The sequence below is a fragment of the Jeotgalicoccus psychrophilus DSM 19085 genome, from assembly GCF_000425845.1.
GTDB classification, from domain to species: Bacteria; Bacillota; Bacilli; order Staphylococcales; family Salinicoccaceae; genus Jeotgalicoccus; species Jeotgalicoccus psychrophilus.
Map to the genome: position 1 here is coordinate 15,762 of NZ_AUEF01000015.1, position 24,936 is coordinate 40,697.

Sequence of the window (24,936 nt, forward strand, 5' to 3'; positions counted from 1 at the left end):
TGACTTTCTTGAGTAATAACAAATATACACGTCAAAATTCAAACTTTTTTGCACGCATCGACTGGATTCTTGTTATTTTAATTCTGATGCTTGCTGCAATCAGTGTCGTTTCCATCAGTTCGGCTATGACCAGCGGTCAGTACGGGACGGATTTCAGCACACGCCAGATTGCATTTTACGGTTTAGGTTTCGTCCTTGCGTTCGCTTTAATGCTCGTACCGTTTAAATTCATTAAAAACTATACGTGGGCGTTATATATTTTCGGTGTGCTGAGCCTGGTTATTTTATATATCGCACCGGTGTCATCGGTGACTCCAATTATAAACGGCGCTAAGAGCTGGTATCAATTTGGATTCTTCAGTATCCAGCCTTCCGAGTTTGTAAAAATTATTTATATTTTAACGATGGCTTACGTCATCAGCCAGCATAACAAATATAAATTAACGAACACATTATCAATGGATTTAAGACTGCTGTTAAAGCTGATTTTAATTTCCATTTTGCCGATGCTCTTTATCCTGCTGCAGAACGACCTTGGAACGGTGCTCGTAATGATTGCTATCTTCCTCGGGCTCGTCGTTGTTTCAGGAATCAGCTGGTGGCTGATTATCCCGACACTTTCTGTTGCCGCGTCAACCGGTCTTGCGTTGATTCTCGGTATTTTATACCGCCCGGATCTGCTTGAACGTTATCTCGGCATACATCCCTATCAGTTCGAACGTATCTACTCCTGGATTACACCGGAAGCTTTTCAGTCGGACAGCGGATTCCAGCTGACAAACTCGCTTATCGCAATCGGTTCCGGCGGCATTACAGGTAAGGGATACACTGATGGGATTATTTATATTCCTGAAAACCATACCGATTTCATCTTTACGATTATCGGCGAGGAATTCGGTTTTATCGGCTCAACTATTGTAATTATCGTACTGTTTATGCTGATTATGCATTTAATCCGTATGGCATTTATGGCAACTGACAGCTTTGCATCGTATTTTGTTATCGGCTATATTGCTTTACTGGTCTTTCACATTATCCAGAATATCGGCATGACAATTCAATTGCTGCCGATCACCGGCCTTCCTCTGCCGTTCATCAGTTACGGAGGAAGCGGATTGTGGTCAAATATGCTCGCTGTCGGAATTCTGCTCAGCATGTATTTCCATCACCTCAGTAAAGGCGCTAAAAACATATAAAAACTGCTGAAGGGGATTACCCTCCTCAGCAGTTTTTATTTTAAATATTATTTTCTTTCAGTCTGAGTTGATCTTTATTTGCTATGCGGTTCATAATTTCAAATCTTGATTTCGAAACCGTCACTTTAACACCGAGTTCATGCAGCATCTGGACGACTTCTTTTACTTTGCTTTTGTCGTTTTTGCGCATATTGACACTCCCTTTTTATAGCTAACTTAATTGTACTCGTTTATGCTATAATTATCTATACTTTTCAGGCATTAATTATTACAGACTTATTAATTTTTTAAATTGCAAAGAAGGTGGACACCTATGACGATACCAATTTGGAACATTTACATCACAGATGCTACTTTAGTAACAATCATTACTGTCATCTTATTTATAATTAACTTCCTTTTAGCCGCCGGACTTGTCTTTCTTGAACGCCGCAGCGCCCAGAGTGTATGGGCATGGATTTTAGTCCTGTTCTTTCTGCCGATCGTCGGCTTCGTGCTCTACATGCTTTTCGGCCGCACAATTTACCGGCAGGAACTTTTCAAACTTGATGAAGATGACAAAGTCGGACTGGAACATCTGGTCAGTGAACAGCTGGAGGAAATCAAACATAACCGTTTAACATTTTCAAACCCCATTGCAGAGAAACATAAAAAACAAATTCATATGCTTCTTTATAATAACCAATCATTTGTGACAAGCAATAATGATGTAACGACTTTTACTGATATGAATGAAAAATTCGATCAGATGTTAAAAGATATTGAAGCTGCTGAAGATCATATCCACTTCCAGTATTATATTTTTAAAATGGATAATATCGGCACACAGCTGTATAAAGCCCTGCTTCAAAAACAAAGAGAAGGCGTCTCTGTACGAATTCTTTATGACGACATCGGCTCCCGGTCTTTATCGCTTAGAAACTTCAGCGATATACGCCATGCCGGAGGTTTGGTCGAGGCATTTTTCCCGAGTAAACTCCCGTTAATCAACCCGCGTATTAATAACCGGAATCACCGTAAAATCGTCGTCATTGACGGCAGGGTCGGATATATTGGCGGTGCCAACGTCGGTGATGAATATCTTGGCCGTGATCCGAAGATGGGTGATTGGCGTGATACTCATCTCCGCATCGAAGGAAATGCTGTTAAATCATTGCAGCTCCGCTTTATGCTGGATTGGAACTCGCATGACACGCGCAACAATATGAAACATGAAGATCATTATTTCCCTGAAATTGACTCTGTCGGCAAGACAACGATGCAAATCGCTTCGAGCGGACCGGATGAAAATTATCAGCAGATTAAATTCGGATACCTGAAGATGATTTACAGAGCACAGCATACGATTCATATTCAGTCGCCCTATTTCATCCCCGATCAGTCAATAATGGAAGCAATTCGTATCTCCATATTATCCGGCGTGCGGGTTAAAATAATGATTCCAAGTTTCCCTGACCATCCATTCGTTTACTGGGCAACGTATTCAAATGTTGCCTCTCTGATGAGAATGGGTGCTGAAGTATACATGTATCAGCCGGGCTTCCTCCATCAGAAAGTATTTATTATCGATGATGAAGTTGTGTCAGTCGGAACGACAAATATTGATAACCGCAGCTTTATTTTAAACTTTGAAGTCAATGCATTTATGTACGGCGAGAAGGAAGCGACGAAACACCGCAAAATATTTGAAGATGATATTAAACATTGCGAAATACTCACAGAGGACAAATATGAAAACCGAGGCTTCCGGATAAAAATGAAAGAAGGCCTTGCCAATTTAATATCACCGATACTGTAACGTATCTTATCCCCTTTAGCATATATGAGCTTCAGGGGACTTTTTGTGCGGATTATTATTGAATTACGGCGGGCTATCACTACCGTAATTGAACATGTCGCCCGGATAAAAAACATCTATGCAACAAAAAAGAGCGGAAGCCTCTTCGGGTTCCGCTCTCAAAAATTTAATATTTTTTTTATTTTTTACGTTTTTTCTTAGGTTTAACTTTAGCGTTTTTAACACGTGCTTCTTTTTCTGCCTGCTCACGTTCGTGTGCAGCGATAATCGGAGCCATTTCTTCGTTAACTTTCTTACGATAGAACGTGTTACCCGCCCAAGTTTGGAATATCAGGAAGATACCGCCGACTGCCCAGTATAATGGGAGTGCTGATGGTGAAATTGCTGAAATCCAGATAATCATTATCGGTGAGATGTACATGAACAGCTGCATTTGTTTGCGTTGCTCTTCTGCTACATATCGTGTTGATACCCATGCCTGAATCGCGTATACAATACCTGCAATTGCAACCATGAAGTAGTCTGTTTGTGTTAAGTTCATCCATAAGAAGTCCGGATGAGAAGTGATTCCGCCTTCTGAAGGGAATCTTAATGCAAAGTATAACGCCATAACAACCGGCATTTGAATAAGAATAGGTAAACAACCCATGTTCAGCGGATTTATATCATGCTTCTTATAAAGACCCATCATTTCCTGCTGGGCTGCCATTTTTTCTTCCTGTGTCGTCGCAACTTTAACTCGCTGCTGGATTGCTTCCATTTCAGGTTTGACAATCTTCATTTTTTCTCTCATCATCATCTGATTTTTGTATGTACGCATCATGAATGGGAAAATTGCTAGTCTCACAATCAGCGTGATGACGATAATAGCCAGACCGTAGTTATTGTCCAGATTATCTCCTAGCCAATGCAGTAACGTATCCATTGGCTGGACGAGAGTGTTATAGAAGAAGCCGTCTCTATTCTCAGGTTCGGAATAGTCACACCCGGCGAGGAACAGTACGAGTACCATAGTCGCTGGTAATAGCCACTTTTTAATCATTTCTTCACCTCTAAGTTTTATCTCACATAAAAAAGATTGTACCATAAATAAATGTGTATAAAAACCAATTTCATAGTATCCGTACAATATTTCACAAAGTTACTGCAACAAAGCTGTCACGGTTTGTTCAATATTATCCGATTGGGTAATCGCCGAGATAACACAAATGCCGTCTGCGTTGTTTTCGAGGCAGGATTTATAGTTTTGTTCAGTTATGCCGCCTATTGCTGCAGTCGGCAGTTTTGTTCTGTTCACTACTTGTTTTAAACCATTTGTACCGATAGCATCTCCGGCATCATCTTTCGATAAAGTGCTGAATACCGGACCGATGCCGAGATAAGATACTCTGTCGAGGCTGCTCGCTTCAAGTTCCTTTACGCTGCCAACCGATAAACCGATAATTTTATCGTTAAAATAGTCAGGCAGCATATCAGGTTCCATATCATCCTGGCCGATGTGAATGCCGTCTGCTTCGATTTCTTCAGCCAGTTTTACATCGTCGTTAATAATAAATGTCACCTCGTATTGTCTGCACAGCGACTTAATTTCCATTGCAAAATCTTTAAGGTCTTCGCCTGTTTTAATATCACTGCCCTTTTCCCGCAGCTGAAAGCATGTCACACCTGACTTGAATGCAGTTTCCAAATCTCCGAGCGGATTTTTAAAACTGCCGGAGCTCGCTATCAGATATAATCTCATAATTTCTTTATTCATTAATAGTTCACTCTTTTCGCAGTGTAGTCATCTTCATTAAAATTATAAATTTCATCGATAAGCTGAACCGCAAATGTCCCGGGCCCTCCTGCTGATGCTGCTGCTTTTTCAGCTGCTATATTATACAGGCTTACCGCATTAACAATACTATCCGCCTTGTTTTCAACAGCTAAAAAGGATGCTGCTATTGCACCGAGCACACAGCCGGATCCTGTAATTCTTTCCTGATAATGATGACCGTTGTGCATTACTATACTCTGTTCACCGGTAACCAGTGCATCTGTTTCACCGGTAACCAGCACAGGCACGTGTAATACCCCATGTGCCGCTTGGGCAATATCAAGAGTATTTCCTTCAATAATAGAATCAACACCCTTAGACACAGCTTCCCGGCCGCTTAATGCATGTATTTCCCCAGCATTGCCTTTAACCAGCGCAATGTCATAATCACTCAGCAGTTTATCCGTTAAATTTCTGCGAAAAGCCGAAGCGCCGTAGCCTACCGGATCCAGTACCACGGGAATATTATACTGATTAGCATAGTTCGCCATCGTTTCATACAGCATTACTTTATCTTCCGAGCATGTGCCAATGTTTAACAGCAATGCGCCCGCATGTTTTAAAATATCCGCCGCTTCACTTTTTTCACCGCTCATAATCGGAGATGCGCCGAGTGCCAAGAGACTGTTTGCAGTAAACGGCTTCACGACATCATTCGTAATGCACACAACGAGCGGCACGTCTTTTCTTAACTGTTCTATCATTATAATTACTCCCCTTTATAACTGAAATGGTTCACCGGTCCGCTGCCTTTGCCGATACCTGGTGAATTTTGTATCGCATTGGTAATATACGCTTTACTCGTTTTGAACGCTTCATCAATCGTCCGGCCTTTCGCAAGCTCCGCAGTTAAAACTGCCGAAAACGTACAGCCTGTTCCATGAGTCTGATCCGTGTCGATGCGTGCTGCTGTTAATGTTGAAATATTTATACCGTCATATAAATAATCAGTCGCATCACCTGACAGATGACCGCCTTTAATAATGACACTCTCTGCGCCCATATCATCAGTGAATATTTTCAGCGCCCGGTGAATATCTTCCTCCGTCTGAATTGTCATATTTGTAATTGCTTCTGCTTCGTGCAGATTCGGGGTCACTATCGTTGCCAGAGGAATCAGCGTATCAATCAGCGTCGACATCGATGCGTCCGTCATCAAGCGGTCCCCGCTCGTTGCAATCATTACCGGATCCATTACGTAGGGAATGTTATATTTTCTAATGTAGTCCGCAATTACAGTCATCATATCCGCCTCGGCGACCATTCCGGTCTTCATCGCATGCGGCACTTCATCTGAAAATATACTGTTCAGTTCTTTGTCGATAAAATCCGCCGGCACGTTGTAAACGTCCTGCACCCCGAGTGTGTTTTGCGCCGTCAGTGATGTCACCGCCGCCATTCCGAAAACGCCCCGTGAATGCATTGCCTTAAGATCTGCGAGTATTCCTGCACCGCCTGTCGGATCAGTGCCTGCAACAGTTAAACCAATTGGAAATTCAACCATAAAATATGTCCTCCTATAATAAAAGCCCACTTCCCGGGGCGAAGTAGGCAGAGTAGATTCAGAGAACTTCCCTGTAATCATCAGCACTTCCCTACGCCAGCATGATCTGGATCAGGTGAAAAGGGACAAGCATTCGCTATCTCAGCCGTATCGGCGCCCCCAGTGGGTTTTATTGTTTTTATTGACACAAGCGTAACACAATTCTTTTAAGCATCAAAGCAAATTGCGGCGCTTAAATACAGCCGTTCCAATCATCAGAAGCATAATGCCAAGACCCGCAATAATTAAGACTGCTGGAATATCCATACTTTCATAAGGCATATTGCTTAAATAATAAAATGGACTGAGCATTAAATACACTTCATCGATATTGATCAGTACGCCGAAATAATTCGCAAAGAATATATAAGCTGCGTAGAGCCATGCTGCAAGATGAAGTTTTTTAGAAATGCCGGCAAAAAGTGCAGATACTCCTATAATAAATATAATGCCCGCACTGTAATTTACAGCAGAAAGCACATAATCTTTAATCGTAATACTTAAATCATCAACATTCATACTCGCGAGATACATGCCGAGTATGGTGAGGAGAAACGATGAAACACCGGCAGCAACTCCGTACAGATAATGTGTGATAAACACTTTCGTGCGGGACACTTTCCGGTTCATTGTACCAGCGATAATCACTTCAAGACGTCCGTCTTTCTCTTCGTTAAGCATGCGCCCGGTAATCATCAGAGCAGGCACCGCAGCCATCAGCGCTGAAATAACGAGCAGCATGCTGATAAAGAACCCTGCCGCATCATTGCTGCCGAGCGACTCCCGGAGCATATCATTTTCTCCGATTAGACTTTCTAAATCACCGAATATGGATCCGTACGACAAACCGGCAGCAAATAGTCCGATGAGCCAGCTGATTATCATTACTCTCATATTAATAAAAGCTAATTTCGGATAACTGTATATTTTTCTCAAATTCTTTTCCTTACCAATTTTTATATAACTGTCTCCGATATCCCGCTTTAAAAATAATACATAGCTGAGTATTATCAAAATTAAAATTACAGTGAACGGTATCAGCCATATTTCTCTATTATCTCCATATACTTCAATCCGGGACAGCCAGTGATATGGTGAAATTACAGAGTATGCTGTATTCATGACATCGGTCACCGCGCGGTATAAATAAAATATAATCAGCAGTGACAGAGCGATGCCGAATGTCATATCTCCACTGTCAAATAAATTTCCGATTACAAGAGTCATAACGAAAAACAATAGACCAAACAATGCCAGTCCAAGTGCATAGTATAAATTTCCAGTAATAGAAAGCCCTTCGATATCATACAAGCTTAAACCGCCGAATAATATAATAAAAACAAGTGAATTTATTAAAATTCCGCTCATCAGCTGAGACGTAACAATTGTCTTCTTGCTGATACCGGCACTAAGTACATACTCTGTTAATCCTGACTCTTCAGCTCTCCGGGCAATACCGTTCGCAATCAAAATACCGAACAGGCCGTGAAACAGTGCCATAAACATCAGCATCTGGTGACCGAACATAACAGCTGATGTATAATCTCCGCCCGGTACCGGTCCAATCAGCGCAACCATTGCAGGATTATCGACGGTCATTTTCATACCTTCCTGCTCCGCCGCGGTACTGTACAGCCCGTTAAATACCGGCGGTACCGATATCGACAAACCGCACAATGCAAATATCCAGAGCGCTGCTTTCATTCTCAGATTTTTCATCAGCAATTTAAAATAAGTCATTTTGCGCCCTCATAATAGCGCATGAAAATATCTTCCAGCCGCGGCGGTGCCGTCGTTAAATTTTTCAGATTATATAATTTTAAATACTTCAGAAATTCCGGAATTTTATCATTATCGATAAACAGATGATATCCGTCAGGTGACTCGGAAAATTCATGAACGAAACTGCGGTGTTTTAGTGCAGTAATATCATCATCCGTCTCGACAATGTATTCCATTCTGGTAATATGCCGCAGTTCTTTCATGCTTCCCGACTCTATAATTTCACCATTTCTAATGATCGCAATACGGTCAGCCAGCTTCTCCACTTCCGATAAAATATGGCTGGACAGCAGAATTGTTTTGCCCGTCGATTTCGCCTGTATTACTTCTTCATGGAATACACGTTCCATTAACGGATCAAGTCCTGTTGTCGGTTCATCAAATATTAAAAGTTCTGCGTCACTTAGAAATGCACAAATCAGTGCAACTTTTTGTCTGTTCCCTTTCGAATACGTCTTACATTTTTTACTGCCGTCGAGTTTAAATTTACCGATCAGACGCAATTTTTCATCGTCATTTTTGTAATCGCGTGACTTCATCATAAAATTAATAACTTCTTCGCCGGTTAAATTCCCCCACAAATTAACGTCTCCCGGGACGTAAGCAATTTTTTCAATGTATTTTTTATTTTTCTTTATATTTTTGCCGTCGTACAGAATTTCTCCCTGTGTCGGTTTCAATGCGCCGATAATCATTCGTATCGTCGTCGATTTACCTGCACCATTCGGCCCGATAAAACCAAAAACTTCACCTTTTTCTAATGTAAAAGAAAGATTTTCAGCAGCGCGCACTTTCCCGAAATGTTTTGATACCTTATTAAGACTTAGCATCGGCAATCCCTCCCTAGTCCTACTCCTAGTTTTCAGTTCAATTTTACCATATTCATTTTAGACATGAAAAAAGATCAGGACAATTGTCCTGATCTTTAAAATTTTTATTTATATTACAGTCTCGCACCGCATACAGGCCAAGGCTGTGAACCTCTTGAATCATATAACTGCTGTGCTCTTTGAGTCTGTTCAGCTGCTGATGCGTCTGAAGCTACACCAGAACCGCCCATTGACTGCCAAGTTTGAGCATCAAACTGGTAAAGTCCGTGGTATAGACCATTTGAACTTACTACGCTAGCGTTGCCGCCTGATTCACATGCTGCTAAAGCACCCCAGTTTAAGCCGCTGTTAGAATTAGAGCTTGTGCTGACATTTTGTGTCTGTGGAGCTGGCTGCTGTACAGGTTGCTGCTGTACAGGTGCTGTTTGTGCAGGCTCTTCAGACTGGTTGTTGTAGCTAGTATCTGTGTTTTCAGTTTGAGCAGGCTCTTCGTATGTTTGTTCCTGTGCAGGAGCTGCTGGAGTTTCCTCAACTGCCGGCGCTTCCTCTACTGGTGCTGCAGCTTGTACTGCGTCACCTGAAACGATTAATTCTTTACCTTCAAAAATAAGATCTGATGATAAGTTGTTCCATTCTTTAAGATCTGCAACAGTTACATCAAATTCAACTGCGATTTCAAATAATGTATCGCCTGCTTTGATTGTGTAAATTTCTGTTTCTTCTTTATCTTCTTCTTCAACTTCTTCTTTTTCTTCTTTCTCGCCGTCGATTTCAATAATCTGACCTGGAACGATAATATCAGAAGTTAATTTATTTTCTTTTTTAATTGATTCAATAGTTACGTTATTTTCTTCAGCAAGAGCCCAAAGTGAGTCTCCTGATTCTACTGTATGAGATGCTGCTTCTGCACTGTAAGCAATCGTCGTTGATACAGCGACTGCTGCACCTAAAGCTAATACTTTCTTCATAAATGTCTTCCTCCAAAAATAATTTGTTAATATATTTTACGACCTTTTTTTGTCGTTTACGTTTTTTTAACTATTTCATATTATAGAGGATAATTATGTTTCATAGGTTACAGGTATATAATAAGATAGCTGTTACTTTACAAGTTTGTTACAAACTCATTTCTGAATGACAAGTTATATTACATAGTCTCTGTATTAGTAATACCATAGTTTCCAGCCTTTTTTTTAAAAGTACACGGAACGTTATCAAATCAGACTTTGTAAAGTTTATGTAATGGGAGAATAGCTGTTGCAATCCGACTGAGTAGTCTGTCATTTGTAACATAACAGTAACGGCTGTAAAGAATCTATTTCTTTAAACATTAAAAAGCATACTGATGAACCGCAGCTGGTCATCAGTATGCATGTGTGTGAGAAATGAATGAGTGTAGAACACAGTTCAAGAGGGTACGTTATTTATTAGGAGACTTTTGCTTTATTATCGTCCGGTGCGGGCTTGTTCTTGTCGTTGTCGTTTTCATCTACAATGCTTGAAATCATTTCAATATGCTTTTCTTTTTCGCTTTTCTGTTCTGCTTTTTCCTGGCTGAGTGTATGTACATACTTTTCGCCAAGTGATTCATTGATATTATAATGATGTACTGCTTGTTCAATTAAGCGGGACGGATTGGATATATCAGTGCGTTCCTGAATCTTATCCGGTACATGTTTTATGCTCTCTGCCCATATTTCCATGCGGTATTCTCTTGATCCGTCTTTTTTAGTAAATGATGTGGTTGCGAGCTGACCGCTGACACATAAAATGTCGCCGGCTTTCGTTTCGTCAAGCACACCCGGTATACTTTTACCAAAAGCTTTACAATAGAGGAAGTGGACTTCTTTATCCCTCCTTGTATCCTTTGGTGCACGAACTGTTGCAATGATAAATGCATTCACACTCCCCTGCGCATTTTTTGCAATAACATTATTGCTGATAAGTTCGCCGACAAGCAATACTTTGTTCATCATTCTTTATCACCCCCCTTCCTAATTACAATGTAAGGGGTGAATAAATATTCTGCAAAAGACAATAATTTCTTTTCAGTGTGATATATAATACAATAATTAGAAATACATACTTTAAATTACTCAGTTTTATTATTACCGGTTATTTTGCACTGCAAATTAACTAATTTTGTACTTTGTTAAAAAGGGGTCAGTAATTATGAAATCGTTTAAAGTGATAGATATGAAGATTATTCAGGAGCAGAACTTTATCGTTCCCGAAGTTAAAGACGGCATTATTATTAATATGGAGTACGGAGACAATCCGTGGATTATTGAGATTGTAACCGCTGGAGATTTATCTTCAATTTTAGAAAAGCTGAAAGGACAGCAGCTGGAAATGATGGTCACTATTACACGGCCGTCCAATGCGCCTGCTAAATTCTCAGCCAGAGTAATGGATATCAATCAGATGGATGATATGATTTCAGTTGTTTTTAAAGGAGCTATTATCGTCCAAGGACCGAACTACGCAGAAGAACTGCTCGAGTTCCTTGTTGAAGAAGGCTACGAAGGCAAAACACTGATTAATGAATTTAACTCTCGGATGGAATCAAAAGAAGACTTCAAAAAAGAAGATGAAGAGTAAAAATAAAAAACCGTCTGAAAATCTTAGCTTAAGATTTTCAGACGGTTTTTTATTTATTTTTCGCCTGTTTTAATATCTGAAATGGCAAATGTTATTTCGCACTGGCATGCAACCTGTCCATCGACAGTTGCAACTGCAGAGCCTTTGCCTATCGGTCCGCGGAGTTTAGTAATTTCTACTGACAGCTCCAAAGTATCACCCGGGGTCACCTGTTTTTTGAATCGGCATTTATCAATACCGGCAAAGAACGCGAGCTTCCCTTTAAATTCTTCCTGCTGCAGCAATGCAACAGCACCTACCTGCGCAAGTGATTCTACTATCAGTACTCCGGGCATAACAGCATAATCCGGGAAGTGTCCTTCAAAAAACGGTTCGTTCCCAGATACCTGTTTTATACCTTTACAGCTTTTACCCGGTTCTACTTCTGTAATTCTGTCTATAAGAAGAAACGGCGGGCGGTGCGGTATTATTGCTTTAATCTGATCGTATGTCAGCATGTCTGTCGTCAACCCCTAGTTAAGTTAATGATATGTTCCCACGTTTCAATACGGAATACTCCAAATGGATTATCCAGTATTCCAAAGCCAATCATCAGTCCTAAAAAGACGAGGACGATTGCAACGTAGAAAAACAATAGAATTCTAACCAACAATGGGAACCTACGGTGAACGATTTTCTGTTGTTGTTCTGCCATAGTATTACCCCTTTACTTTGATGTCACCAAATGCTTATCAGACGCACTGTCGTTCACGCGCTTAATATCTGCACCAAGTGCTTTCAGTTTTTCATGGAAACGCACGTAACCGCGGTCCAGATGCTGAAGTTCAGTTACAGAAGTATAACCTTCTGCTGCAAGGCCTGCAAGTACTAACGCTGCACCCGCTCTTAAATCTGATGCGCGTACAGTCGCTCCGTACAGCTGGTTTCCACCGCGGATGACCGCGTGGTTATCTTCAAGTGAAATATTGGCATTCATCGCTGAAAATTCTCTCACATGCATAAAGCGATTCTCGAATATTGTTTCAGTAACGATACTCGTTCCCTCGATTGTCGTTAAGAGCGCCATCATCTGACTTTGCATATCTGTCGGGAATCCCGGATGCGGCATTGTTTTCAGATCAGTCGGTTTATATTCCTCTGCAGGAATTACTCTTACATCATTGCCTTCTTCGACAAAACGTATACCAACTTCTTCAAGCTTTGCTACTACTGCAGATAAGTGTTCAATCACAACATTCTTCAAAAGAATTTCACTGCGTGTAATCGCACCAGCAATCATAAATGTTCCTGCTTCGATACGGTCCGGGATTACAGTGTGTTCTGAACCATGCAGTTTCTCTACACCGATAATTTTAAGATGACCCGTACCTGCACCAATCACACGGCCGCCCATTGAGTTAATATAGTTCGCAAGATCCGTAATCTCAGGCTCCATCGCAGCATTTTCAATATGCGTTGTACCTTCAGCCAGACTCGCTGCCATCATTAAGTTCTGAGTCGCACCGACACTTGGGAAATCCATGTGGATTTTAGTACCCTGAAGACGACCGTCAATCTTACCTTCGATATAACCGCCAGCCTGTTCGAAAGCTACACCCATTTTTTCCAGACCTTTAATGTGCTGTTCAATCGGACGTGAACCGATTGCACAGCCTCCGGGCATAGCAATATTACAGTAGCCGTAACGGCTTAATAATGGACCCATGACAAGCATGCTTGCACGCATTTTACTAACTAATTCGTAAGGTGCGATACAATTCAATTCTCCGCTCGCATCGATAGTAACACTATTTTTTTCAGCCGATGCTTCTGCACCGAGTGTGGTAATTAATTTTGTTAATGTATTTACATCTGATAATTCGGGTACGTTTTTAATTATTGAGCGTCCTTCGCCAGCCAGCAGCGATGCTGCCAGAATTGGCAATACTGCATTTTTGGCTCCTTCGATCTCAACAGAACCAGACAGTTTTTGTCCGCCCTTTACAATGATTTTATCCATCTTCTCACTCCATATTTCTCTATACCATTCATTATAATAATACGGTGTTTGGGTATCACTTGTAAAGCAATTAGCTGAACATGAGCGCTGCTTCTTGTGTATATCTAAAGATGTCCATGATAAAGTTACTCATCGCTGTACCTAATAAGACACTCAGCATGATAAGCACCAGTCGAATTCGTCCAACATCACCTTTATTAAATGAATTTTCAATCCTTATTCCCTGTAATACCCAGAATGCAAGACCGATACACAAAATATGCAGAATAATATGCATTAACGCGAACTGAGAAAAACCCAAAAAAATTCCTCCTTTCGATAAAAAAAAGACTGGAAGATCCAGTCTTTTAGTTTGAATTAATATTTAGATACTTCTATACGGTTAACCGCGCGCTGTAATGCAAGTTCTGCACGATACGTATCGACACGTTCCTCCTGCGATTTTAAAAGCAGCTGTTCTGCTCTCGCTTTCGCAGACTCTGCACGTTCTGAATCAATATCTTTTGAAAACTCGCCAGCCTGTACAAGTACTGTAATCTGTTCAGGTCTGATTTCTGCAAACCCTTCAGTAACAGCCAGGTATTCGAATTTACCGTTTATTTTAACACGAAGGACACCTATTTTAAGCGGTGTTACAGTCGGAATATGACCGGCCATCACACCAAGCTCACCCTGTTTAGTTTGAAGAACAACGATTTCCGCATCTTCTTCGTGGAAAACAGAACCGTTAGGAGTAACTACATCAAGTGCAATTGTTGCCATGTTTTACCCTCCCGTTTTAGACTTCTACACCTTGCTGACGCGCTTTATCAAGTGCGTCTTCGATGCCGCCAACAAGACGGAAAGCATCTTCAGGAACGTGGTCATACTTACCTTCCAGGATAGCTTTAAAGTCTTGAACTGTTTCTTTAACAGGTACGTAAGAACCTTTTTGTCCTGTAAATTGTTCTGCTACGTGGAAGTTCTGACTTAAGAAGAACTGGATGCGGCGTGCGCGTCCAACAGTATTTTTATCTTCTTCAGAAAGCTCATCCATACCTAGAATTGCAATAATATCCTGCAGCTCACGGTATTTTTGAAGCGTAGACTGAACATCTCTTGCTACTTTATAATGTTCTTCACCAACAATTGCCGGAGAAAGTGCACGTGAAGTAGATGCTAATGGATCCACAGCCGGGTAAATACCCATCTCTGAAAGTTTACGTTCTAAGTTAGTCGTCGCATCTAAGTGAGCGAACGTCTGAGCCGGAGCCGGGTCAGTATAGTCATCGGCTGGTACGAATACTGCCTGAATTGACGTTACTGAACCAACGTTAGTTGACGTAATTCTTTCCTGTAATTGACCCATCTCAGTTGCAAGTGTAGGCTGGTAACCTACTGCTGAAGGCATACGTCCGAGGAGCGCTGATACTTCAGAACCTGCTTGAGTAAAGCGGAAAATGTTATCGATAAACAGCAGAACGTCCTGACCTTGTTCGTCACGGAAGTATTCTGCCATTGTTAATCCTGAAAGTGCTACACGCATACGTGCACCAGGCGGTTCGTTCATCTGACCGAAAACCATTGCAGTTTTCTTGATAACACCTGAATCTTTCATTTCGTAGTAAAGGTCGTTACCTTCACGAGTACGTTCACCAACACCGGCGAATACCGAAATACCACCGTGTTCTTGTGCAACATTGTTAATAAGTTCCTGGATAAGAACTGTTTTACCAACGCCGGCACCACCGAAGAGTCCAACTTTACCACCTTTAGTGTAAGGTGCAAGAAGGTCTACTACTTTAATACCAGTTTCAAGAATTTCAGTTGAAGTTGATAATTCATCAAACTTCGGAGCTAAACGGTGAATTGGATCACGGCGCTGGGAAGCTGAAAGTGGTCCATCTAGGTCGATGTGTTCACCTAATACGTTGAATACACGACCAAGAGTCTCTTCTCCTACAGGTACTGTGATTGGAGAACCTGCGTTCTCTACCTCAGCACCACGGCGTAAGCCGTCAGTAGAACTCATTGCAATCGTTCTGACAATGTTATCGCCGCGGTGTAACGCAACTTCAAGTGTCAGAGAGATTGGCTCTGAATTAGCATTGTCAATTTTAACTACCAGTGCGTTATTAATTTCAGGTAATTCACCTTCATTAAAGCGCACGTCAACTACAGGTCCCATTACTTGGACTACTTGACCTAAAGCCATTTAATTTCCTCCTAATCTCAATTATTCTAGTGCAGATGCGCCACCGACGATTTCTGTAATCTCCTGCGTAATCGCCGCTTGTCTTAAGCGGTTATACTGCAGCTGAAGATCGCCAACAAGCTCAGTTGCATTATCAGTTGCTGCCTTCATAGCTGTCATACGCGCTGCATGCTCACTCGCTTTTGCGTCAAGCAGTGCACCGTAAATCAGGCTTTCGGCATACTGAGGTAAAATTGTTTCCAGAATTGTTTCTTTATCCGGTTCAAACTCGTAACTTGCGAGTGCTGAATCAGAATGATTTGTCTGAATATCAGTTTCTGTTAATGGTAATACTTTACGAACTGTTACCTGCTGCTCTAAAATATTCACAAATTTATTATAAATAATATAAAGCTCATCGATATCTTCGTTTATAAATCCGTTAACCGACTGAGCAGCGATTTCTTTCACGCTGGCAAAGTCCGGCTGATCGGGTAATCCAAGACGATGATTTGTAACATGGAAGCCACGCCCTGTTAAAGTTTCATAGCCAATTTTTCCGAGGACGAATAAATCATATGAATCGGGATTGTTATCATGTCGTTTGCTAGCTTCTTCAGTAATTGCTTTAACGACGTTGTTATTATAAGGACCAGCTTTACCTGTGTCACTTGAAATTATGATATAGCCCGTTCTCTTAATTGGTCTCTCTTCTAACATAGGGTGTGAGCTTTCAGTATCACCGGCTGCAATAGCTCTGACTGTTTCCTGGATTTTATCCATGTACGGCTGGAATTTTTTTGAATTCTGTTCAGCCCGGGTCAGTTTGGAGTTAGCAACCATATGCATTGCACTTGTCAATTGACTCATCTTTTTCGTAGAGCCAATACGACCTTTAATTTCTCTTAGTGAAACCATGAATTCACCACCTTAGTAATTACTTACTTCTTAGTTAGAAGGGTTGAAAAGCTTTTTGAAACTGTTAATTGCTTTATCGTATGCTTCACTGTCAGGAAGTTGTTTAGTTTGAGCGATCTGGTTTAATAATTCAGCGTCGTTCGCTTCAAGCCAGCTCATGAATTCAGCTTCGAAACGTGTAATGTCTTCAACTGGAACATCGTCCAGGTAGCCGTTAACAAGTGCGAAAAGAATTACAACTTGTTTCTCTACTTTTAATGGGGCGTTTTCAGGCTGTTTAAGCACTTCAACTGTACGCGCACCACGGTCAAGTTTAGCTTTTGTCGACTCGTCAAGATCTGAACCGAACTGAGCGAATGCTTCAAGTTCACGGTATGCTGCAAGGTCTAAACGCAGCGTACCCGCTACTTTCTTCATTGCTTTAATCTGTGCTGAACCACCTACACGTGATACTGAAAGACCGGCGTTGATCGCTGGACGTACACCTGAGTGGAACAGGTCTGACTGCAGGAAGATCTGACCGTCAGTAATAGAGATAACGTTCGTTGGAACGAATGCACTGATGTCTCCTGCCTGAGTTTCGATGAATGGCAATGCAGTAATAGAACCGCCGCCTAAATCATCATTTAATTTCGCAGCACGTTCAAGAAGACGGCTGTGAAGGTAGAATACGTCACCCGGGAATGCTTCACGGCCCGGCGGACGGCGTAATAGTAATGATAATTCACGGTAAGCCGCAGCCTGTTTCGTTAAGTCATCATATACGATTAATACGTGTTTACCGTTGAACATGAATTCTTCGGCCATAGATACACCAGCATATGGTGAAATATACAGTAATGGAGCAGGGTCTGCTGCACCGGCAGAAACAACGATTGTGTAATCAAGCGCACCGTTTTTACGTAAAGTTTCAACTGTACCGCGTACAGTTGATTCTTTTTGTCCAATCGCTACGTAAACACAAATCATATCCTGATCTTTTTGGTTAATAATTGTATCGATTGCAATTGTCGTCTTACCAGTCTGACGGTCACCGATGATTAACTCACGCTGTCCGCGGCCGATTGGCACTAATGCGTCAATTGCTTTAACTCCTGTTTGTAACGGCTCATCAACACTCTTACGGTCCATAACTCCAGTCGCAGGACTTTCGATAGGACGTGTTTTAGTAGTATTGATAGGACCTTTTCCGTCGATTGGCTGACCGAGCGGGTTTACTACACGCCCGATAAGTTCTTCACCAACTGGAACTTCCATAATACGTCCAGTACGTTTAACTTCGTCGCCTTCTTTAATATCGTCACTTGGTCCAAGTATTACGATACCAACATTATTTTCTTCAAGGTTTTGAGCAAGTCCAAGTACACCACTCGGGAACTCAATTAACTCTCCTGCCATCGCATCGTTTAAACCATGAGCAAGTGCTATTCCGTCACCCACCTGGATAACAGTACCGACATCGGTAACCTGCATATCCTTATCATAATTTTCGATTTGGCTTCTTAAGAGAGCACTTATTTCGTCAGCTTTGATTGCCATGAAAATGTCACTCCTTTAGCTATTCGCATGTTCTTTAAAATTATTTCTGATACCGTCTAACTGGTTTCTTACAGAACCGTCGTAAACTTTCGAACCTAGAAGCACGCGTACGCCGCCAATAAGCTCTTCATTAATTTCATTCGTAATAAGCAGCTTTTTATAACCTGTTTTATCGATAAATATCTGACCAAGCTGATCCAGCTCTTCTGCAGATAATTTGTAAACCGATTCTACTGTTACACGAGCCTGATCATGACTTTCATCATATAGTGATAAGAACTCGCTGTATATTTCTTCGAGTAATGACATGTGTTTTTTATCCGACAGGATGCGCAGCAGGTTTAATAGAAGTCTGTCGCTTTTACCAAACGCTGCTTCTACCGCTGCCGTTCTTTTATTACGTGTAATCTTCGGGTTATCCATGAATTCGATAAAGTTCTCCACTGAAGCTGCTGCTTCAGTTACTTCAAAGAAATCAGCTTTAACATTCTCAAGATTATCGTGCTGAACTGCTACATCGAACAAAGCACTGGCGTATTTTTGACTGATATTAGCCATTATTTATCGCCTGCTTCCTGTAAGTAGTTCTGAACAAGGTTTTTCTGATCTTCAGAGTTAAGTTCCTTGCGGATCATCTTCTCTGCAATCAGTACTGAAAGTTCAGCAACCTGATCGTTGATATCGCGGACTGCTTTTTCTTTTTCTCTTTCAATATCAGTCTTCGCTTCTGTCATCAGTTGAGAAGAACGCGCCTCAGCATCTCTGATGATTGACTCTTGTTCTTTCTTCGCCTGACTTTTAGCGTTTTCCATAAGTTCAGAGATTTCAGCCTGCGTTGATTTCAGCAGTGCGTCGTTCTCTTCTTTTAAGCGTTCAGCTTCTAATTTTCTGTTTTCAGCAAAATCAATATCGTCATGGATTAGTTGTTCACGGTCATCCATAACTTTCTTAACTGGTTTCCACACATAGTATGACAATACTGCAAGCAGCGTCAGAAAACTCGCGAGTAGAACAAGCGATGTTCCAACAGCCGTGCCCATAGTTTCACCAGCAGCACCTAAAATTAATAGTTCCACCTATGTACACTCCTTTCAAAAAAGTCTCTAACTCTCGTAGTTATTTACATAATAAGATGGCGAAATCTTCAAGCAAGACTTCGCCTTATATAACGACTCTTAGAACGTGAACATCAGTAGGAACGCGATAACGATAGCCATAATTGGAACAGCCTCAACTACACCAATTCCGATGAACATAATCGTTTGTAACGGACCACGTGACTCTGGCTGACGAGCAACACCTTCAACTGTTTTCGAAACAACCATACCAATACCAAAAGATGCGCCAAGAGCCGCTAAACCTGCTGCAATACCAGCTGCTAGTAAATTCATAAAATATTTCCTCCTAGAAAATTGTATATTATTATTTTTTTATTATATTAATGATCATCGCTCACTTTATGTGATAGATAAACCATTGATAACATTACGAATATAAATGCCTGAATCGCACCTATAAATACTTTGAATCCTTGCCATACCATCATAGGAATAAATCCTAATGCGCCTAATACCGTGCCTCCGGTTACTAATCCCAACAGGAGTAACAGAAGTATCTCACCAGCATAAACGTTACCGTAAAGACGTAAACCGAGTGTTAAGTTATATGTAAATTCTTCGATGAATTTGATTGGTGCAAGCCACCACATCGGCGTAACATATTGTTTCAAATAACCGCGCATTCCCTGCATCTTCACACCATAGTAGTGTGTCAGTACTATCATTAGTCCTGCCAGCGTCAGCGTAACGACCGGGTCAGCTGTTGGTGATTTCACCCACAGTGTATGATCCGCGTCCGGTGCGACGAACGACAGCGGTATACCGATTAAGTTGCCGATTAAAATGAATAAGAACAATGTCAGCGCTAAAAAGTGGAACTGTGCGCCTTCTTTCCATGCCATATTGCTTTTAATTATTCCTTTAACGAAGTTCATTAACGCCTCAACGAGCACCTGACCTTTACCGGTCGGACGCACTGCGAGCTTTCTCGTCATGAAAAATAATGTAAAGAAGATAAGCAGACATGTAATGATAATCATCATTGAAGTTGCAAGTTCGAATACGATTGGTATTCCGAACAAATCAAACGACCACGTTGGAATTCCGTGTTCCATTTCTTCACCTCTTCCGTTTAAAAAGTTCTAATGCTGCGCGCCAGAAAATCAGCGCATAAGTGAGGAGCAGCCCGACTAAAATACCGATGATATTCAAAGTTTCAGGAAACCTCACCCATATTAAACAGGCCGCTGCGACAATAAGCATTCTCGTTAACGTTCCTGTTTTAACTTTTTCGCCATCACTGAGCTGTGCCGTTCTTAAATTGTAGTACCAATTATAAGACAGCAGCATCGATCCGAAGATACCGATGCACAACCCTGCAAAGAACGGCAAAGAAGTAAACATATAAGCAATAATACTCAATATTAAAAGTATTATTAAATATTTCATAAAGTTTTTAAAATATCCTTTAAAAATTTTCACTGTCTTTTACGACTCCTCGGGTAATGTAAGCATGTTGTGAAAACAATTACATACTCTAATGATTTTATAGGAGTGCAATTTTTGTGTCAACAAAATATGGAAATTTTAACAACATGTTCACATTTGCTAATCATTTACAGTAAAACTGATAGGTTTTTCTTTAGTTATTCCATAATAATACTTTATGTTGTCGCAAATTCTGCGTGAAGCCTGTCCGTCACCGTAAGGATTTTGCGTTTGTGACATTTCATTGTACAATTCTTCATCTGTCAGCAGCTCTTTTGTCATGTTGTAAATGTTTTCCTGCTCAATACCGGCAAGTTTAAGCGTCCCTGCTTTAACACCTTCAGGACGTTCAGTAGTATCGCGCAGTACAAGTACCGGCTTGCCAAGTGAAGGCGCTTCTTCCTGCACCCCGCCCGAGTCAGTTAAGATCAGGTGGCTTCTTGCAGCAAAGTTATGGAAATCAAGTACATCGAGCGGCTCAATTAATTCAACGCGCTCGTGATCGCCTAAGTACTCCTCGGCAATTTCACGTACTTTAGGATTTTTATGCATTGGATAAACAACTGTCACATCTTCAAATTCGTCAACAATCTGACGAACCGCACCGAAAATGTTATGCATTGGCTGACCGATATTTTCGCGTCGGTGCGCTGTTAAAAGCACAACTTTATTATCTTTATGTTTTTCGATAATATCACTGTGATAGTTTTCATCAACTGTTGTTGCCAGTGCATCGATCGCAGTGTTTCCTGTAACTGAAATCTTTGTATCATCTTTTGCTTCATTCAGCAGGTTCTGACGTGCATCTTCTGTCGGTGAGAAATGAAGATCTGCTAAAACACCTGTCATCTGACGGTTAGCTTCTTCAGGGAATGGTGAATATTTGTTATGAGTGCGGAGACCTGCTTCAACGTGACCGATATCCACTTCATTGTAAAACGCAGCAAGTGAACCTGCGAATGTTGTCGTCGTATCACCGTGCACTAAAATCATATCCGGTTTTACTTCTTTAATAACTGATTCGAGACCGTTAATTACACGCCCTGTAACTTCTGACAATGTTTGGCCCGCTTTCATAATATTCAAGTCGTAATCAGGTGTAATATCGAACGTTGTCAGTACCTGATCAAGCATCTCTCTGTGCTGTGCAGTAACTACTACAACCGGTTCAATATCTTCATCTTTTTTCATTTCGAGTACAAGGGGAGCCATTTTAATAGCTTCAGGTCTCGTACCGAAAATCGCCATAATTTTTTTCATAACAATCTCCTATGATTTATTATCGTGTACCAAATAATCTGTCACCGGCATCGCCTAAGCCAGGAACGATGTAACTCTTCTCATTCAATTTCTCATCGAGTGCTGCGATATAAATATCCACATCCGGGTGTGCTTCTTTTAATACTTCTACACCTTCCGGTGCTGCAATCAGACAGATGAAACGAATTTTTGTCGCTCCATGTTTTTTAACTGCAGTAATTGCTTCCACCGCTGATGCGCCTGTAGCAAGCATCGGGTCGATAACGAAAATATCACGCTCTTCAATATCTCCCGGGAACTTCGCATAGTATTCAACAGCTTTCAGTGTTTCAGGATCCCGGTACAATCCGATATGCCCGACACGAGCCGATGGAATAAGTTTTAAAATACCATCCTGCATACCAAGGCCCGCGCGTAAAATTGGGACGATACCCAGTTTTTTTCCGCTCAGGCGTTTAGCTGTAGTTTCCTGAACCGGTGTCTGTACTGACACATCTTCGAGTGTAAGATCTCTCGTTACCTCATAAGCCATAAGCATGCCCACTTCGTCTACCAATTCTCTGAATTCTTTAGTCGACGTGTTTTCATCACGGATATAGCTCATTTTATGCTGGATTAACGGATGATCCATTACTTGTATCTTTGACATATATCTTCCTCCACTCCAAAAATTAACCGGATGATCCCATCCGGTATATATTATAACGCAGTTTATTTGTATAGTGGATACTTTCCTGTTAATTTAGTCACTTTATCTGAAATCCCATCCAGATTCTCTTCATTTTTAACACGCGTCAGTGTTTCAACGATAATCTGGCCGACCTCTGTCATATCTTCCATTGTAAATCCGCGCGTAGTCATCGCTGGTGTTCCCAGACGGATACCGCTCGTTACGAAGGGAGATGCTTCATCAAATGGAATCGTATTTTTATTAACAGTAATACCGACTTCATCAAGTGCTTCTTCGGCAACTTTGCCTGTGAGACCGAAAGTCTTAACATCAACGAGTACAAGGTGGTTGTCCGTCATACCTGAAACGATACGAAGACCGCCGTCAGCGAGTGACTCAGCCAACGCTTTCGCATTATCCAGAACACGCTGCTGGTATGCTTTAAATTCCGGCTGCATTGCTTCACCGAATGCCACGGCTTTCGCTCCGATAACATGCATTAAAGGTCCGCCTTGAATACCAGGGAAAATATTTTTATCAACAGCTTTAGCATGTTCTGCAGTTGTTAAAATTAATCCTCCGCGCGGTCCGCGTAATGTTTTATGCGTTGTTGACGTTACAAAGTCAGCATGCGGTACCGGGTTCGGGTGCAGTCCTGCTGCAACTAATCCTGCGATATGCGCCATATCTACCAGTAAATACGCACCGACTGCATCAGCAATTTCACGGAACTTTTTAAAGTCCAGTGTTTTAACATATGCACTGCCGCCTGCAACAATCATTTTAGGCTGTTCTTTTTTAGCGATTTCCATAACTTTATCGTAATCAATTGTTTCAGTGTCCTTCTCAACACCGTAAGATAAGAAGTTAAATAATTTCCCGCTGAAGTTAACAGGTGAACCGTGTGTCAAATGTCCACCGTGCGATAAATCCATACCAAGCACTTTGTCTCCGTGCTCAAGCACCGAGAAGTATACTGCCATGTTTGCCTGAGAGCCTGAGTGAGGCTGCACGTTGGCATGTTCTGCACCAAAAATTTCTTTTGCACGGTCACGTGCGAGGTTTTCCACAACGTCTACATGTTCACATCCGCCGTAGTAACGTTTCCCCGGATATCCTTCTGCATATTTGTTCGTTAAAATAGAACCTTGTGCTTCCAGTACTGCGGGTGAAACGAAGTTTTCGCTCGCGATAAGTTCGATGTTGTTGTTTTGTCTTTCCAGTTCTTTATCAATAACTTCCTGTACTTGTGGATCTTGTGATTTAATATTAGACATTGTAAATCTCCCCTTTATTTATAATGCGCCCTCGGTCCTCCGACTAATTTCGGACGGGTTGTTGCTATCGTCACTACTGCTTCGCCAACTGTTTTAACAGACGTTCTTACCGGTATGGCAACATGTTTTAAATGCATACCGATCAGTGTCTGGCCAATATCAATGCCGCGGTCTGCAATGACCGACTCAACGACAACGGGGTCTGACAGCTCTTTATACGCAAATTCACTCAGACTGCCTCCCGCTTCTTTGTGCGGCACTACTGTAACTTCTTCTAAATTCAAAGCTTCCATCGTGTGTCTTGACGTTGTCAGAGAACGGTTAATATGCTCGCATCCCTGAAATAATAAATGCATGTTTTCCTGCCCTGCAATTTTAGAAAAGTGGCTGTATATAACTTCCGCCGCTTCATCCGAACTGCTTTTACCGATGTGCTTCCCTATAGTTTCCGATGTCGAACATCCGATAACGAGCACTTTCCCCGATGTAAAAAATTCTGTTTCATATAAATCATCAGTCAGTGTCTGTAAATCATTCTTCAATCTTACAAACGCGTTTTTCATGTCTACCACCCTCAAATTCAGTGTTCAGCCATGTGTCCACCACTTCAAGTGCAAGACCCGGGCCGATAACTCTTTCACCCATCGCGAGTACATTGGAATCATTATGTGCACGTGTTGCTTTTGCTGAAAATGTATCGTGCACGAGTGCACAGCGAACGCCTCTAGTTTTATTTGCAGTAATACTCATGCCGATGCCGGTACCGCAAATTAAAATACCTTTATCATATTCTCCCGCAGCTACTTTTTCTGCGACCGGCTTAGCATAATCCGGGTAATCCACAGAATCCGTATTGTCAGGCCCGAGATCTGTAAAATCAATTTTCTTGTCAGTTAAATATTCCGTAACGATCCTTTTTAAATTGAGCCCGCCATGGTCGGATGCAATCACAACTTTCATACACTCATCTCCTTAAAATATATTATAA

30 protein-coding genes and 1 riboswitch are annotated in these 24,936 nt (G+C 41.4%); of the genes, 3 read left to right on the forward strand and 27 right to left on the reverse strand.

Annotated features, from left to right (window positions below; translation table 11 throughout):
* Window positions 1–8: 8 nt before the first annotated feature.
* Window positions 9–1,196: an FtsW/RodA/SpoVE family cell cycle protein gene (locus tag H625_RS0106695; protein WP_026859235.1), complete on the forward strand. Its 1,188-nt coding sequence runs from the start codon at window positions 9–11 to the stop codon at window positions 1,194–1,196.
* Between the two features lie 40 nt (window positions 1,197–1,236).
* On the opposite strand, the gene H625_RS13740 is transcribed toward H625_RS0106695, so the two are convergent.
* Window positions 1,237–1,386: an Lmo0850 family protein gene (locus tag H625_RS13740; protein ID WP_169516118.1), complete on the reverse strand. Its 150-nt coding sequence runs from the start codon at window positions 1,384–1,386 to the stop codon at window positions 1,237–1,239.
* 123 nt (window positions 1,387–1,509) lie between these two features.
* Between H625_RS13740 and cls the strand changes: the two genes are divergently transcribed.
* The gene (gene cls / locus H625_RS0106705) at window positions 1,510–2,994 is read left to right on the forward strand and encodes a cardiolipin synthase (protein WP_035785361.1); all 1,485 of its coding nucleotides are present in this window, start codon (window positions 1,510–1,512) and stop codon (window positions 2,992–2,994) included.
* Window positions 2,995–3,172: 178 nt separating this feature from the next.
* Here cls and yidC read toward each other — a convergent pair whose 3' ends face one another.
* The 8 genes from yidC to H625_RS12740 form a co-directional block, all read right to left on the reverse strand.
* Window positions 3,173–4,036, reverse strand: coding sequence for a membrane protein insertase YidC (yidC, locus tag H625_RS0106710; RefSeq protein WP_026859237.1), 864 nt, complete (start codon window positions 4,034–4,036; stop codon window positions 3,173–3,175).
* Between the two features lie 99 nt (window positions 4,037–4,135).
* Window positions 4,136–4,750: a thiamine phosphate synthase gene (gene thiE, locus H625_RS0106715; protein ID WP_026859238.1), complete on the reverse strand. Its 615-nt coding sequence runs from the start codon at window positions 4,748–4,750 to the stop codon at window positions 4,136–4,138.
* Window positions 4,750–5,514, reverse strand: a complete 765-nt coding sequence (thiM, locus tag H625_RS0106720; RefSeq protein ID WP_035785363.1) for a hydroxyethylthiazole kinase — start codon at window positions 5,512–5,514, stop codon at window positions 4,750–4,752. The genes thiE and thiM overlap by 1 nt, the downstream gene beginning before the upstream one ends.
* Before the next feature lie 5 nt (window positions 5,515–5,519).
* The gene (gene thiD / locus H625_RS0106725) at window positions 5,520–6,314 is read right to left on the reverse strand and encodes a bifunctional hydroxymethylpyrimidine kinase/phosphomethylpyrimidine kinase (protein ID WP_026859240.1); all 795 of its coding nucleotides are present in this window, start codon (window positions 6,312–6,314) and stop codon (window positions 5,520–5,522) included.
* Window positions 6,315–6,385: 71 nt separating this feature from the next.
* A riboswitch (TPP riboswitch) is annotated at window positions 6,386–6,485 on the reverse strand.
* A 42-nt stretch (window positions 6,486–6,527) separates the two neighbouring features.
* The gene (locus H625_RS0106730) at window positions 6,528–8,093 is read right to left on the reverse strand and encodes an ABC transporter permease (RefSeq protein WP_026859241.1); all 1,566 of its coding nucleotides are present in this window, start codon (window positions 8,091–8,093) and stop codon (window positions 6,528–6,530) included.
* Entirely contained in the window at window positions 8,090–8,965 is an 876-nt protein-coding gene (locus H625_RS0106735) for an ABC transporter ATP-binding protein (RefSeq protein WP_342664942.1), read from the reverse strand. Before H625_RS0106735 ends, H625_RS0106730 begins: the two co-directional genes overlap by 4 nt.
* Before the next feature lie 113 nt (window positions 8,966–9,078).
* Window positions 9,079–9,933: a transglycosylase family protein gene (locus H625_RS13980; protein WP_026859243.1), complete on the reverse strand. Its 855-nt coding sequence runs from the start codon at window positions 9,931–9,933 to the stop codon at window positions 9,079–9,081.
* Window positions 9,934–10,392: 459 nt separating this feature from the next.
* Window positions 10,393–10,941 (reverse strand): single-stranded DNA-binding protein, encoded by a 549-nt coding sequence (locus tag H625_RS12740; protein ID WP_051239009.1) that lies wholly within the window; start codon window positions 10,939–10,941, stop codon window positions 10,393–10,395.
* Window positions 10,942–11,137: 196 nt separating this feature from the next.
* Between H625_RS12740 and H625_RS0106750 the strand changes: the two genes are divergently transcribed.
* Complete coding sequence (locus H625_RS0106750; protein ID WP_026859244.1) at window positions 11,138–11,566, forward strand: YwpF family protein; 429 nt, start codon at window positions 11,138–11,140, stop codon at window positions 11,564–11,566.
* A 53-nt stretch (window positions 11,567–11,619) separates the two neighbouring features.
* Here the strand turns inward: H625_RS0106750 and fabZ are convergent, their stop codons facing one another.
* The 18 genes from fabZ to rpiB form a co-directional block, all read right to left on the reverse strand.
* Entirely contained in the window at window positions 11,620–12,063 is a 444-nt protein-coding gene (fabZ, locus tag H625_RS0106755) for a 3-hydroxyacyl-ACP dehydratase FabZ (protein ID WP_026859245.1), read from the reverse strand.
* An 8-nt stretch (window positions 12,064–12,071) separates the two neighbouring features.
* Window positions 12,072–12,260 carry a DNA-directed RNA polymerase subunit beta gene (locus tag H625_RS0106760; RefSeq protein ID WP_026859246.1) on the reverse strand — a complete coding sequence of 63 codons (189 nt, stop codon included), beginning with the start codon at window positions 12,258–12,260 and terminating at the stop codon, window positions 12,072–12,074.
* A 12-nt stretch (window positions 12,261–12,272) separates the two neighbouring features.
* Entirely contained in the window at window positions 12,273–13,565 is a 1,293-nt protein-coding gene (gene murA, locus H625_RS0106765; protein ID WP_026859247.1) for a UDP-N-acetylglucosamine 1-carboxyvinyltransferase, read from the reverse strand.
* Window positions 13,566–13,635: 70 nt separating this feature from the next.
* Entirely contained in the window at window positions 13,636–13,866 is a 231-nt protein-coding gene (locus H625_RS0106770) for a DUF1146 family protein (RefSeq protein WP_245573113.1), read from the reverse strand.
* A gap of 56 nt (window positions 13,867–13,922) precedes the next feature.
* Window positions 13,923–14,327 (reverse strand): F0F1 ATP synthase subunit epsilon, encoded by a 405-nt coding sequence (locus H625_RS0106775; RefSeq protein ID WP_026859249.1) that lies wholly within the window; start codon window positions 14,325–14,327, stop codon window positions 13,923–13,925.
* Between the two features lie 16 nt (window positions 14,328–14,343).
* A complete protein-coding gene (gene atpD / locus H625_RS0106780) occupies window positions 14,344–15,759 on the reverse strand; it encodes a F0F1 ATP synthase subunit beta (protein ID WP_026859250.1) in 1,416 nt (471 codons plus the stop codon).
* A gap of 21 nt (window positions 15,760–15,780) precedes the next feature.
* A complete protein-coding gene (atpG, locus tag H625_RS0106785) occupies window positions 15,781–16,656 on the reverse strand; it encodes an ATP synthase F1 subunit gamma (RefSeq protein ID WP_026859251.1) in 876 nt (291 codons plus the stop codon).
* Window positions 16,657–16,686: 30 nt separating this feature from the next.
* Window positions 16,687–18,195 carry a F0F1 ATP synthase subunit alpha gene (gene atpA, locus H625_RS0106790; protein ID WP_026859252.1) on the reverse strand — a complete coding sequence of 503 codons (1,509 nt, stop codon included), beginning with the start codon at window positions 18,193–18,195 and terminating at the stop codon, window positions 16,687–16,689.
* Window positions 18,196–18,210: 15 nt separating this feature from the next.
* Window positions 18,211–18,753, reverse strand: coding sequence for a F0F1 ATP synthase subunit delta (locus H625_RS0106795; protein ID WP_026859253.1), 543 nt, complete (start codon window positions 18,751–18,753; stop codon window positions 18,211–18,213).
* Window positions 18,753–19,271, reverse strand: a complete 519-nt coding sequence (locus tag H625_RS0106800; protein WP_026859254.1) for a F0F1 ATP synthase subunit B — start codon at window positions 19,269–19,271, stop codon at window positions 18,753–18,755. Before H625_RS0106800 ends, H625_RS0106795 begins: the two co-directional genes overlap by 1 nt.
* Before the next feature lie 99 nt (window positions 19,272–19,370).
* The gene (gene atpE / locus H625_RS0106805; protein WP_026859255.1) at window positions 19,371–19,586 is read right to left on the reverse strand and encodes a F0F1 ATP synthase subunit C; all 216 of its coding nucleotides are present in this window, start codon (window positions 19,584–19,586) and stop codon (window positions 19,371–19,373) included.
* A 47-nt stretch (window positions 19,587–19,633) separates the two neighbouring features.
* The gene (gene atpB / locus H625_RS0106810) at window positions 19,634–20,368 is read right to left on the reverse strand and encodes a F0F1 ATP synthase subunit A (protein ID WP_026859256.1); all 735 of its coding nucleotides are present in this window, start codon (window positions 20,366–20,368) and stop codon (window positions 19,634–19,636) included.
* 4 nt (window positions 20,369–20,372) lie between these two features.
* Window positions 20,373–20,735: an ATP synthase subunit I gene (locus tag H625_RS0106815; RefSeq protein ID WP_026859257.1), complete on the reverse strand. Its 363-nt coding sequence runs from the start codon at window positions 20,733–20,735 to the stop codon at window positions 20,373–20,375.
* Window positions 20,736–20,861: 126 nt separating this feature from the next.
* The gene (wecB, locus tag H625_RS0106820) at window positions 20,862–22,001 is read right to left on the reverse strand and encodes a non-hydrolyzing UDP-N-acetylglucosamine 2-epimerase (protein ID WP_026859258.1); all 1,140 of its coding nucleotides are present in this window, start codon (window positions 21,999–22,001) and stop codon (window positions 20,862–20,864) included.
* 19 nt (window positions 22,002–22,020) lie between these two features.
* Window positions 22,021–22,650 (reverse strand): uracil phosphoribosyltransferase, encoded by a 630-nt coding sequence (gene upp, locus H625_RS0106825; RefSeq protein WP_026859259.1) that lies wholly within the window; start codon window positions 22,648–22,650, stop codon window positions 22,021–22,023.
* Window positions 22,651–22,712: 62 nt separating this feature from the next.
* Entirely contained in the window at window positions 22,713–23,948 is a 1,236-nt protein-coding gene (locus H625_RS0106830; RefSeq protein ID WP_026859260.1) for a serine hydroxymethyltransferase, read from the reverse strand.
* Between the two features lie 14 nt (window positions 23,949–23,962).
* Window positions 23,963–24,511, reverse strand: coding sequence for a TIGR01440 family protein (locus tag H625_RS0106835; protein ID WP_035785368.1), 549 nt, complete (start codon window positions 24,509–24,511; stop codon window positions 23,963–23,965).
* A complete protein-coding gene (gene rpiB / locus H625_RS0106840) occupies window positions 24,480–24,908 on the reverse strand; it encodes a ribose 5-phosphate isomerase B (protein WP_026859262.1) in 429 nt (142 codons plus the stop codon). Before rpiB ends, H625_RS0106835 begins: the two co-directional genes overlap by 32 nt.
* Window positions 24,909–24,936 lie beyond the last annotated feature (28 nt).